This is a genomic window from Curtobacterium sp. AC273 (assembly GCF_979253735.1).
In genome coordinates this window covers 421,520-433,837 of the sequence record NZ_CEEDDU010000006.1, presented here as the reverse complement: position 1 = coordinate 433,837, position 12,318 = coordinate 421,520, and the positions used below count along the sequence as shown (strand labels likewise).

The following is a 12,318-nucleotide window of genomic DNA, read 5'->3' as shown; positions in this document are numbered from 1 at the left end:
TGGGTGTTTAACCGTTTTTCGCATTTATCGTGAAACGCTTTCGCGTTTTTCGTGCGCCGCTGGTGAAGATGAACTACCTGGCGTCCCCGCCACTGGTCATCGCGTACGCCCTCGCCGGGTCGATGCACTTCGACTTCGACAAGGACTCGCTCGGCACCGACCAGGACGGCAACGACGTCTTCCGCCTGCAGGACATCTGGCCCGACGCGGTCGAGGTCCAGCAGGTCATCGACGCGTCGATCGACACCGAGATGTTCACCCACGAGTACGGCTCCGTGTTCGAGGGCGACGACCGCTGGAAGAACCTGCCGACCCCGACGGGCGACACCTTCGAGTGGGACACCGAGTCGACCTACGTCCGGAAGCCCCCCTACTTCGAGGGCATGACGATGCAGCCCGACGCGGTGTCGGACATCTCCGGCGCCCGGGTGCTCGCGAAGCTGGGCGACTCGGTCACCACCGACCACATCTCGCCGGCCGGTTCGATCAAGGCGGACAGCCCGGCGGGTCAGTACCTCGCCGAGCACGGCGTCGACCGCAAGGACTTCAACTCCTACGGCCTCGCGTCGCGGCAACCACGAGGTCATGATCCGCGGCACGTTCGCGAACATCCGCCTGCGCAACCAGCTCCTCGACGGTGTGGAGGGCGGCTACACCCGCGACTTCACGACGCCGGACGGTGCACCAGTCGTTCATCTACGACGCCTCGCAGCACTACCAGGAGCAGGGCATCCCGCTCGTCATCTTCGGCGGCAAGGAGTACGGCTCCGGCTCGTCGCGTGACTGGGCGGCGAAGGGCACGAACCTGCTCGGCGTGAAGGCCGTCATCACCGAGAGCTTCGAGCGCATCCACCGCTCGGGCAACCTGATCGGCATGGGCGTCGTCCCGCTGCAGTTCCCCGCCGGCGAGTCGGTCGAGTCCCTCGGGCTCGACGGCACCGAGGTCGTCTCGATCTCCAGGAGCTGACGGAGCTGAACGAGGGCCGGACCCCGAAGACGGTGCACGTCACCGCGACGCCGAGCGAGCACTCGCCCGCCGGCAAGCAGCCGATCGAGTTCGACGCGGTCGTCCGCATCGACACCCCCGGTGAGGCGGACCACCGCAACGGCGGCATCACTGCAGTACGTGCTGCGTTCGCTCACGTCTAGCCTCCGCCCTCCCCACCCCCGCAAGACACAACCTCGGCGGTTGCCCGCAGCGATACAGCGCTGCGGGCAGCCGCCCCTTCGAGCCGTTTCGGGGGTGACCGGCGGACGGACTGGAGGCGCGGTGCCAGCTGGCACCGCGCCTCCGAGTCCGTTGTCCCCCCACGCGGATATGGTGGGGGACCAGCCCCACGAAAGGAGCGCCCGTGGAGTCTGCTCCCCAGCATCACGTCGCCGCGCGACCTGGAAGCGTCTGTCGGACGCACAGATGACCGACCTCGCCGCGGAGATCCGGCGCTTCCTGCTCGTCGCCGAGGTGGCGAAGACCGGTGGGCACCTGGGTCCGAACCTCGGCGTGGTCGAACTGACCCTCGCGATGCACCGCGTGTTCGACTCGCCGCACGACGCGTTCGTGTTCGACACGGGGCACCAGTCGTACGTGCACAAGCTGGTGACCGGGCGGCAGGACTTCTCGCGGCTGCGCGAGCGCGGGGGGCTCGCGGGCTACCCGCCGCGGCCAAGGCCGAGTCCGAGCACGACATCGTCGAGTCCTCGCACACGTCGTCCTCGCTGTCGTGGGCGGACGGCATCTCGCGTGCGTTCGTGCAGGCGGAGCAGACGGACCGCACGGTCGTCGCCGTGGTGGGCGACGGTGCCCTCACCGGCGGGATGACGTGCTGAGGCGCTCAACAACATCTCCGACGGCAACAACCGCCGGCTCGTGATCGTGGTGAACGACAACAGGCGCTCGTACCGCGCCGACGATCCGTGGCATGGCGCGGTTCCTCAGCTCGGTGCGGACGCGACGGGAGTACCGCGCGCTGTGCGAGACCTCCCGGGCGGTGGCGGAAGCCGGTTCGGCGCTCCGGGACCAGGCGATCTACCGCGGGATGCGCGGCGGACTGCACGGCTTCCTGTCGCGGTTCACCAACAACGAGGCGCTCTACTCGAACCTCGACATCAAGTACATCGGCCCGGTGAACGGCCACGACCAGCGGGCGATGGAAGCCGCGCTCCGGCAGGCCAAGGAGTACGGCGCCCCGACGATCGTGCACGCCATCACGGAGAAGGGCCACGGCTTCGAGGAAGCCGGCGCTCCGCGACCAGGCGGACCAGTTCCACGCCGTCGGACACATCGACCCCGAGACCGGCGAGTCGCTCGACGTCTCGTCCGGTCCGTCGTGGACGTCGGTGTTCGCGTCGACCCTCGCCGACGTCGGCGCGTCGGACGAGAAGATCGTGGCCATCACCGCGGCGATGCTCCGGCCGACGGGGCTGCACCTGTTCCAGGAGCGCCACCCGTCGCGGGTGATCGACGTCGGCATCGCGGAGCAGCATGCCGTGACCACCGCCGCGGGGCTCGCGTTCGGAGGACTGCATCGTGGTGGCGCTCTACGCGACGTTCCTCAACCGGGCGTTCGACCAGGTCCTCATGGACGTCGCCCTGCACAAGGCCGGCGTGACGTTCGTCCTCGACCGCGCGGGCATCACCGGCCCTGACGGCCCGTCGCACCACGGCATGTGGGACCTCGCGCTGCTGCAGGTGGTCCAGGGCATCCGCATCGCCACGCCCGTGACTCACCCACGCTCCGCGAAGGTTCCGCGAGGCCGATCTCCGTCGACGACGCCCCGACCGTCCTGCGCTGGTCGAAGGGCCAGGTCGGTCCGGACATCCCGGCGCTGCGGCGGCTGCCCGACGGCGTCGGCGTGCTCCACGGCGCCGGAGTCCGGCGCTGAGGAGGACGTCCTCCTGGTGGCGGTCGGCTCCGATGGTGCCCGTCACCCTCGAGGCAGCCACACTGCTCGAGGCGCAGGGGATCGGCGTCACCGTCGTCGGCCCGCGATGGGTGGTGCCGATCCCGGCGTCGCTCATCGACCTGTCCAGCACCACCGACTCCGTCATCACCATCGAGGACGGCGTGCGGATCGGCGGGGTCGGCACGCGGCTGCGGCAGGACCTGCGGGCCGCCGGGGTCGACACCGGGGTGAACGAGCTCGGACTGCCGGACGCCTTCATCGACCACGCCTCCCGCTCGCAGATCCTCGCCGATGCGGGGCTCACCGCGCAGGCGATCGCGCGCGATGTGATCGACCAGGTGGTGGGCACGAAGCTGCCGCGCAGGCGAAGCCGGCGCGGTCGCGGTCGTCCGTCGACGGCTGAGCGGGGCGCCGCGGCGGCCGGATGTGCGCGGGTGCGCGTGTGGGTTCGGGCGCGAGGTGCGTGCGCGAGTGCGGGCGCGCGCGTGCGTGCGTGGCGCCGGATTTGCACCCCGGTGCGGACACCGCGCCCCGGTGTACGGGGGCGCGATGTTCGCGGAGGGGTGCGATCGCGTCATCGGGCCGGCGGGACGGCAGGCGACCTCGGCGCCGGCGGCATCGGCGGCTCGCCGACGAACCACGAAACCGACATCGAACCGGCCGCAGCGGTCGGTTCGACGTCGGTTTCCGTGGGGCGCATAGCGGGAGGCGGGGCCGACGATCAGCGGGTCGTGGAACGCCCCGCCGAAGACACGCTCCGAGGCGCCGGAGCGGTCGAGGTACGGGCTGATCCCGCCGGCCTGGAACGGGTAGCCCGCGCCGAGGATGAGGCCGAGGTCGATCTCCTCCACGTGCTGGACCACGTCGTCCTCGAGCGGTGCAGCTCGTCTGCGAGGGCGTCCTCGAAGCGCCCCTGCATCTCGGCAGCGTCCACCGGCTGCGCATCACGCCGAGACGGCGCGACAGAGCTTCACGGCGGCTGGGTCGTACCCGGTCGCGTTGCCCTTCTTGTCGCGGGTCAGGATGTGCCCGTACTCGGCGATCTTCTTCAGCCCGTCGCCGGGGTAGAAGCGCTCCGGCCAGGCCGCGTGGTGCGAGTCGAGCACGTGGGCGCCGACCGGCAGCCCGACGAGCTCGAGGAGCTCGAACGGGGACATCGGGAGCCCCAGCGGCGCAGCACCGGCCGCGACGACGTCGAGCAGAGTGCCCTCCTCGACGCCGCGCATCGCCTCGCCGAGCACCCGCGCGAGCACCCGGTTCACGACGAAGCCGGGCTGGTCGGCCGTGATGATCGCCGTCTTCTTCAGGGTCTTCGCCACCGCCAGCGCCGTGACGAGGGTCTCGTCCGAGGTCTGGGCCCTCCGGACGACCTCGAGCAGCGGCATCACCGCCACCGGGTTGAAGAAGTGGAACCCGACCAGGCGTGACGGGTCGGACAGCACGGAGCCCATCTCGGACACCGACAGCGACGAGGTGTTCGTGGCGAGGATGGCGTCCGGCGCGATGACCTGCTCGATCTTCCGGAAGACCTCCTGCTTGACGGACATCTCCTCGAAGACTGCCTCGATCACCCAGTCGGCGTCGGCGAAGGCGTCGTAGGACACCGACCCGGTCACGAGCGCCTTGATGCGGTTCGCGTCATCGGGGGAGACACGGCCCTTGTCGAGCAGCTTGTCGACCTCACCGGAGATCCGCGACACACCGCGTCGACCCGGGACTGGTCGACATCGGTGATGACGACGGGCACACCGAGACGGCGGGCGAAGAGCAGGGCGAACTGGGACGCCATCAGCCCGGCGCCGAGGACGCCGACCTTCGTGATCTTCTTCGCCTCGACGCCCTCGGGGGCGCCGACCGGACGCTTCGCACGCTTCTGCACGAGGTCGAACGCGTACATCGACGCGGCGAACTGGTCGCCGGAGATGAGGTCGGCAAGGGCGTCGTCCTCGTCGGCGAACCGCTCGTCCAACGATCCACCGCGAGCGGCGGCGACGAGGTCGAGCGCCCGGAACGGCGACTTCGGGACGGTGCCGATCTTCGACGCGACCTGGCCCCGAGCGACCTTGGCGACCGTGCCCCACGCGGCCTTCTCGATGATGCCGGGCTCGTTCTTCCGGACGACCTTCGTCCGGCCGGGAGTCACGCCGTCGACCCACGTCACGGCGGAGGGCAGGAAGGTCACCGACGGGATGAGCGCGTCGCCGATGCCGAGCTCGACCGCGGCCGGCCCGTCCATGAGGCGGTTGTTCTTGAGCGGGTTCTCGACGATGACGCGGAGCGCCTTCTCGAGTCCGATCAGGCGGGGAGCGGCGTCGCGCCGCCCCACCCGGGGATGATGCCGAGGAACACCTCGGGCAGGCCGATGCCCTGCGCCGCCGACGAGAACACGCGGTAGGTGCAGTGCAGGCCGATCTCGAGCCCACCGCCGAGCGCGATGCCGTTGATGAGCGCGAACGAGGGGACGCCGAGGTCGGAGAGCTTCCGGAGGGTGGCGTGGCCGAGGGCGGCGAGGTCGTGCGCGACCTCGCGCGACGGCACCGAAGCCGCCTGCGACAGGTCGGCGCCGGCGGCGAAGCAGTACTCCTTGCCGGTGATCGCGACGGCCTGGATCGTGCCGGCGGACGCCTCGGTCCGGAGGGTGTCGAGCACCCCGGACAGTTCGTACAGCGTGCGCGGTCCCAGCGTCGACGGCCTTGTAGTCCTTGCCGTTGTCGAGCGTGATGAGCGCGAGAGGCGTGCCACCCGAGGGGAGCGCGACGTGCTTGACGTACGAGTGGGTGACGACCTCGTCCTCGCTGAGCGCGAGGGCCGGTCGTTGTCGGTGGTGGTCACGATCACGAGGCCTTTCGTGCGGCGGAACGGCTGAACGACGAGGTTCTCCCAGATGACGGTGCCGCCCTGGCCGAGCCCGATGCACATCGTGGTGATGCCGTACCGGACGTCGGGACACTCGGCGAACTGCGCGGCGAGCTGGGTCATCAGGCGGACCCCGCTCGAGGCGAGCGAGGTGGCCGACGGCGATGGCGCCGCCCCAGCCGTTCACGTTCGGGGAGTCCTGCGCGATGCCGTAGTTGTCGAGGAAGGCGAGCACCTGGACGGCGAACGCCTCGTTGATCTCGAAGAGGCCGATGTCGTCGATCGACAGTCCGGCCTTGGCGAGCGCCTTGTCGGTGGCGGGGACGGGGCCGATGCCCATCACCTCGGGGTCGACGCCCGCCGAACGCGAACGAGACCATGCGCATCTTCGTCGGCAGGCCGTGTTCCTTCGCGGCGTCGGACGACGCGAGCAGGCTCATGGTGGCGCCGTCGTTCAGGCCCGCGGCGTTGCCGGCGGTGACCCGACCGTGCGGCCGGAACGGCGTCTTCAGGGCGGCCAGCGCCTCGAGCGTGGTGCCGGGTCGCGGCGGCTCGTCGCTGGACACGATGTCCCAGCCCTCGCCGTTGTTGACCTCGACCGGCACCAGGTCCGGCTGCAACTTGCCCGCGGCCCACGCCGGCGGCGTAGCGCTGCTGGGACTGGACGGCGTAGGCGTCCGTGCGGTCCTTCGTGATCGCCGGGAAGCGGTCGTGCAGCCGCTCGGCGGTCAGGCCCATCACGAGTGCGTCGCTCGCGACCATGCGCTCCGCGACGAACCGCGGGTTCACGTCGGCGCCGAACCCCATCGGGTGGCGGCCCATGTGCTCGACCCCGCCGGCGATGGCGACGTCGGCCGCGCCGAACGCGATGGCTCCGGCGAGCGTCGTGACGCTCGTCATGGCACCGGCGCACATCCGGTCGATCGCGTACCCGGGAACGGTCTTCGGGAGGCCCGCGAGCATCCCCACGGTCCGGCCGAGCGTGAGCCCCTGGTCGCCCTGCTGCGTGGTCGCCGCGGCGGCGACGTCGTCGACCGCGGCGCCGTCCAGCGAGGCGTTCCGGTCGAGGAGCCCGCGCATGGCGTGCACCGCCAGGTCATCGGCACGGGTCTTCCAGAACACCCCCTTCTCCCCGGCTCGTCCGAACGGTGTCCGAACGCCGTCCACGAAGACGACTTGCTGCCTTTGGCAATCTGGGCCTCCAGATCCTCATCGATCACGCCGGGGCACGTTCCGCCCCGACCGGCCGGGTCACACCCCGGCATGCAGGACGACGCTATGCCCCGATGCTGGGCGGACGCATGCCGGTTGGGGCGTTCCTACGACTCCGTGTTGCTCTCGGCAGCAGGCTCCTGTGCAGCAGCGACAAAGGCGTGCGCGATGATCGACGCGGTCTCCTCCACCTGCCACGGGCGGGCGTCGTGCGCGGCGAGCACGGCGCCGACGGTCTCGGTCGCGATCGGCGTCGGCGGCTCCCACGAGACGGTGCGGAGCGTGTCCGGCGTGAGGAGGTTCTCGACGGGCAGGTCGAGTTCCTCGGCGCGGGCGACGACGGCGGCACGGGCGGCCTTGTAGCGGCGGTCGGCGGCGGGGTTCCGGTCGGCCCAGGCGCGGGGCGGCGGCAGCGTGGCCTCTCCGGTGCCGCGGAGCTTCGGCAGGTCCTCGGTGGTCCGGCCCTCCTCGACGGCGGCCCACCAGCGGTCGAGCTCGGAGCGGCTGGCACGCCCGGTGAACGCCTTCACGCCGCTCAGCTCGCCCTTCGACTCCGGGTTCGCGGCCGCTGCTGCGACGATCGCGGAGTCGGGGATCGTCCGTCCGGGTGCGATGTCGGCCTCGCGCGCGAAGGCGTCGCGGGCGAGCCAGAGCGACCGGGCGATCGCGAGCGCACGGGCCCCGCGGAGCGCGTGCATGCCGGACAGCCGTCGCCAGGGCTCGGCGCGCGGGGGCTTCGGCGCACGGTGCAGCACGGCGGCGAACTCCTCCGCCGCGATGCGGGTCTTGCCGGCGACCTCGAGTTGCTCGGCGAGGGCGTCGCGGAGGTCCGGGAGCAGCTCGACGTCGAGGGACGCGTAGACCAGCCACGACTGCGGCAGCGGACGGGTCGACCAGTCGGCGGCGGAGTGCGCCTTCGCGAGCGTGATGCCGAGCAGCTGCTCGACGACCGCCCGAGTCCGACGCGTGGGAACCCGGCGATGCGGGCACCGAGCTCGGTGTCGAAGATGCGCGTCGGCACCAGGCCGACCTCCTGCAGGCACGGCAGGTCCTGCGAGGCGGCGTGGAACAGCCACTCCTCGTCGACGATGGCGTCCTGCAGCTCGGAGAAGTCGCCGATCGGGATCGGGTCGAACAGGAACGCACCGGCGCCGCGGCGGAACACCTGGATGAGGTAGGCGCGCTGCGAGTAGCGGTAGCCGCTGGCCTGCTCGGCGTCGACCGCGACTGGGCCGTGCCCGGCGGCGATCGCCGCCACCGCGTCGAGGTACTCCGCACGCGACTCGATCACGTGGACGGCGTCGTGGCCGGCCTCGAACGGGGACGCTGCCGGAGCGGCGGGGTCAGTCACGTGCGGTCCTCCTCGGGGCCAACAGGGTCACGCCGTCCGACGCGGGCGGCAGACCGGCGAGCATCGCCACGATCTCCTCCCACGCCTCGACGTGTGCGGTGAGGTCGTCCCCCCGCGGGGTCCACGACGCACGCAGCTCGAGCTGTGCGCCGTCGCCCTGCGCGGAGAGGTCGCCGTAGCCGCGGGAGATGATCTTGGTCGCCGTGCCGGACGCGCGGTCGTACTCCGCGCCGTGCGCCGCGAGGGCGTCCACGAGCCAGCTCCACGTCACGTCGGCGACGAACTCGTCGACGCCGATCTCCGGTTCCAGCGGCGCCTGCGCGAAGGTCACGATGCGGTAGGCGCCGCCCCAGCCCTCCGGTTCGTCGGGGTCGTGCAGCGCGATGAAGCGCCCCGTCCCCAGGTCAGGTCGATGCCGTGCACCGCGCCGGACACGTCCGCCGCGAGGGCGATCGAGAACGGGGCGATCCGTGACGGCGAGGGGATCTCGGTGATCGTCGTCTCGGCGCGGGTGCCGCCCGACGCCACGAACGCACGGAGCCGCGCGAAGGCGTCGGGCTCTCGGGTTTCGGACACACATGCAGACTAGGCTCCGGGCCATGTCCCGATCCGCGCGACCCGCCGAGGACGTCGTCCAGGAGACCGCTCGATCGGCCGGGTTCATCGCACTCGGCGCTGGTCTGGCAGCTGCCGCGGTGGGGACGGCCGTCATCGGTGGCTTCGTCGCCGCCGTCGCCCGCGCCGTGGTCACCCCCGACCGCAAGCGCAACGAGCGCGTCCCGATCCACGCCGTCGACCCCGTCCGGAAGACCGTCACGATCGAGCGCACGGCCGACACCGAGCTGCAGGGCCGGTACTCGCTCTGGTTCGGCGGCGGCACCGGCCACATGCGCGTCGGCGAGGTCCTCGGCACGACCGACACCACCGTCACGCGCCGCATCATCACGATCGACGCCGGCGACCCGACCGCCGCACGTCGCGGTCGCTGGGGCGGCTGGTTCTACCTGACCCCCGGCGAGCTCGACGTCCCCGTCGAGGACGTCGACGTCCCCACCCCGAACGGCCCGGCGCCCGCCTGGGTGATCCGCGCCGACGACCCGGACGCCCCGTGGGCCGTCCTCGTGCACGGCCGCGGCGTGACCCGCGCCGAGACGATCCGCGCGGTCCCGGTCTTCCGGGCGGCGGGGTACTCCGTGGTGCTGGCGAGCTGGCGGAACGACGGCGTCGCCCTGCGCAGCGTCGACGGCCGCTACGGCCTCGGCAGCACCGAGTGGGAGGACATCGACGCCGTCCTGCGCTGGCTCGCCGGCCGGGGCGCGTCGAGCGTCGTCCTGATGGGCTGGTCGATGGGCGGCGCCGTGGTCCTGCAGACCTCGTCCGCTCCCGCTTCGCCCACCTGGTCGACGGGGTGGTGCTCGAGTCGCCCGTCGTCGACTGGCACGCCGTCCTCAAGTCGCAGAGCCAGCTCCTGCGCCTGCCCCGGCCGGTGCGCAAGGTGGCGCAGCGGCTGCTCCGCACGCCGGTCCTGCACCGGGCGACCGGCCTGCACCGGCCCGTCGACCTGCGGGAACTCGACATGGTCGCGCGGGCGGACGAACTGTCCGTGCCGATCCTGCTCCTGCACAGCGACGACGACGGGTTCGTCCCGTCCTCCGCGTCGCACCGGTTGGCCGAGGCCCGGCCGGACCTGGTCCGGCTCGAGGTGCAGACGACCGCGCGGCACACGAAGCTCTGGAACTACGACGCCGACTGGTTCGACGCGCGCATCCTCGCGTGGCTCACCGAGGTGGTCCAGCGGGACGACGCGACCAGCGCGCGGTAGACGCGACCGGCCGAGGAGGCGCGGTGCCAGCTGGCACCGCGCCTCCCGGCCGTCAGGCGGTTGCGTCTGCGGTCTGCAGCCCGACCTGTCGCTGCACCCGGCCGAGCATGCCGACCATCCCGCGGATCCGCAGCGGGCTGACCGCCTCGGAGAGCCCGAGCGTCAGCGGGTAGTCGGCCGGCACGGCGAGCACCTGCGCGACGGTCAGGCCGGACAGGCCCTGCGCCAGGATCGAGGCGAAGCCACGGGTGGTCAGCGCCTCGCGCGGGGCCGTCGCGTGCATGCGGACGACGTCGTCGGGGTCACCGTCCTCGCCCACCGTCACCGTGATGAAGACGGGGGACTGGCACTCTCGACGCGTTCGAGTTCGTCCTCGTGGCCCTGCAACCGTTCGGGCAGGTGCCGGGAGCTCGTTCGAGAACTCGAGGAGGAGCTGCAGCCGGTCCTGCTGGGACAGCTCGAGGAAGTCGTCGCGGATCTCGGCGAGGGGCTGGGGAGTACGTCGGTCATCGGTTCGGCAGCGTACCCGGTTCGGTGCCGACGGCGATCGGGACGCGGACGGCGCTGCCCCACTCCGTCCACGAGCCGTCGTAGTTGCGGACGTTCTCGTAGCCGAGCAGGTGCTGCAGGACGAACCAGGTGTGGCTCGACCGCTCGCCGATGCGGCAGTAGGCGATGACCTCGTCGGCGTCGCCGATGCCGGCGCCCTCGCGGTAGATCGCGTCGAGCTCCTCGCGCGACCGGAAGGTGCCGTCGGGTGCGGCGGCGGTCGCCCACGGGATGTTGACCGCGGTGGGGACGTGGCCGGCGCGGAGGGCGCCCTCCTCCGGGTAGTCCGGGGCGGTCGTCCGCTCGCCGCTGTACTCGGGCGCGCTGCGGACGTCGATGAGGGGCTTGCCGAGGTGCGCGAGGACGTCGTCCTTGTAGGCACGGATCTCGGTGTCGATGCGGTCCACGACCGGGTACTCGACCGGTGTGACCGTCGTGGGGTCGGTGGTGATCGCGCGGTCCTCGGCGATCCACTTCGCGCGGCCGCCGTCGAGGAGACGGACGTCCTCGTGGCCGAAGAGGGAGAAGACCCACAGCGTGTAGGCGGCCCACCAGTTGTTCTTGTCGCCGTAGATCACCACGGTGGTCTCGCGGCCGATGCCCTTGCCGCCGAGCAGCTCCGCGAAGGCCTCGCCGTCGACGTAGTCTCGCAGCACCGGGTCGTTGAGGTCGGTGTGCCAGTCGATCTTCACGGAGCCGGGGATGTGCCCGGTCTCGTAGAGCAGGACGTCCTCGTCGGACTCGACGACGACCAGGTCGGGGGTGTCCGCGTCGAGCTGTTCCTGCAGCCACTCGGTGGAGACGAGGCGCTCCGGGTGCGCGTAGGCGGTGAACTTCTCGGACGGGTCGACCGGGTGCGGTCATGGTGGGCTACCTCCAGGGTGCGGGCGACGTGCTCCGACGGATCGTCGGCACGGCACCGGGACTAGGATCGGTCGTCGGTGCCTCTGGGCAACGGTACGCGGACGTCCCGTCGCCTCCTGCAACGTGACACCGCACGACATGCTTCCCGGAGGGTCTCGCAGTTGCCACAGCCAGCTCGTCTCGTCGACCGTGACCCGCAGGTCACCCCGCAGCAGATGGCAGCGTCGCTGGTCCCGCCGCCCCAGTTCACGGAGGCGTCGTTCGCGTCGTACCGGCCCGACCCGGACTACCCGTCGCAGGCGGAGGTCCGGGACGCGGTGGAGGCGTTCGTCGTCGCGGGACCGGAGGCCGCCCTCGCCGCGTCGCGGGCTGTTCGGGCGTCGGAAGGCCGGCCTCGACGGAGGCTGCCGCCACGTCCGGCGTCTACCTCGACGGCGGCTTCGGGGTGGGCAAGACCCACCTGCTCGCCGCGGCGTACCACGCGGCCTCCGGCCGGAAGACCTTCGGCACCTTCATCGAGTACACCGCGCTCGTGGGCGCCCTCGGGTTCCAGGGCACCGTCGACCTGCTGCGCGGGACGGCGCTCGTCTGCATCGACGAGTTCGAGCTCGACGACCCGGGCGACACGATGGTGATGACCCGGCTCATCAAGGAGCTGTCCGAGACCGGCACCCGCTTCGCCGCGACGTCGAACACCCCGCCGGGGCCCTCGGCGAGGGACGGTTCGCGGCACAGGACTTCCTCCGTGAGATCCAGGCGA

4 protein-coding genes and 7 pseudogenes are annotated in these 12,318 nt (G+C 71.5%); 4 read left to right on the top strand and 7 right to left on the bottom strand.

Going from position 1 to position 12,318, the window contains the following annotated elements:
• Positions 1-56 precede the first annotated feature (56 nt).
• Positions 57-1,144: pseudogene (gene acnA, locus ACZ8AI_RS12610) on the top strand (aconitate hydratase); the annotation flags it as partial.
• Positions 1,145-1,359: 215 nt separating this feature from the next.
• Positions 1,360-3,272: pseudogene (dxs, locus tag ACZ8AI_RS12605) on the top strand (1-deoxy-D-xylulose-5-phosphate synthase); the annotation flags it as partial.
• 345 nt (positions 3,273-3,617) lie between these two features.
• Here dxs and ACZ8AI_RS12600 read toward each other — a convergent pair.
• The 5 genes and pseudogenes from ACZ8AI_RS12600 to ACZ8AI_RS12580 all read right to left on the bottom strand — a co-directional run.
• Positions 3,618-5,788 (bottom strand): annotated as a pseudogene (locus ACZ8AI_RS12600) (3-hydroxyacyl-CoA dehydrogenase NAD-binding domain-containing protein); the annotation flags it as partial.
• Positions 5,779-6,927 (bottom strand): annotated as a pseudogene (locus ACZ8AI_RS12595) (thiolase family protein); the annotation flags it as partial. The pseudogenes ACZ8AI_RS12600 and ACZ8AI_RS12595, both read right to left, overlap by 10 nt.
• A 152-nt stretch (positions 6,928-7,079) precedes the next feature.
• Positions 7,080-8,323, bottom strand: a pseudogene (locus tag ACZ8AI_RS12590) (HRDC domain-containing protein).
• Positions 8,316-8,702, bottom strand: coding sequence for a DUF3000 family protein (locus ACZ8AI_RS12585; protein ID WP_464858536.1), 387 nt, complete (start codon positions 8,700-8,702; stop codon positions 8,316-8,318). The pseudogene ACZ8AI_RS12590 and the gene ACZ8AI_RS12585 overlap by 8 nt, the downstream one beginning before the upstream one ends.
• Entirely contained in the window at positions 8,651-8,899 is a 249-nt protein-coding gene (locus ACZ8AI_RS12580) for a DUF3000 family protein (RefSeq protein ID WP_464858535.1), read from the bottom strand. The genes ACZ8AI_RS12585 and ACZ8AI_RS12580 overlap by 52 nt, the downstream gene beginning before the upstream one ends.
• Positions 8,900-9,431: 532 nt before the next feature.
• Here ACZ8AI_RS12580 and ACZ8AI_RS12575 point away from each other — a divergent pair.
• Positions 9,432-10,145, top strand: a complete 714-nt coding sequence (locus tag ACZ8AI_RS12575; protein ID WP_464858482.1) for an alpha/beta hydrolase family protein — start codon at positions 9,432-9,434, stop codon at positions 10,143-10,145.
• A gap of 52 nt (positions 10,146-10,197) precedes the next feature.
• Here the strand turns inward: ACZ8AI_RS12575 and ACZ8AI_RS12570 are convergent, their stop codons facing one another.
• Together ACZ8AI_RS12570 and ACZ8AI_RS12565 are read right to left on the bottom strand one after the other, a co-directional pair.
• The gene (locus ACZ8AI_RS12570; RefSeq protein ID WP_464858534.1) at positions 10,198-10,584 is read right to left on the bottom strand and encodes a SufE family protein; all 387 of its coding nucleotides are present in this window, start codon (positions 10,582-10,584) and stop codon (positions 10,198-10,200) included.
• Between the two features lie 67 nt (positions 10,585-10,651).
• A pseudogene (locus ACZ8AI_RS12565) lies at positions 10,652-11,536 on the bottom strand (sulfurtransferase); the annotation flags it as partial.
• A 467-nt stretch (positions 11,537-12,003) separates the two neighbouring features.
• On the opposite strand from ACZ8AI_RS12565, the pseudogene zapE reads away from it, so the two are divergent.
• Positions 12,004-12,222: pseudogene (zapE, locus tag ACZ8AI_RS12560) on the top strand (AFG1/ZapE family ATPase); the annotation flags it as partial.
• Between the last annotated feature and the right edge of the window lie 96 nt (positions 12,223-12,318).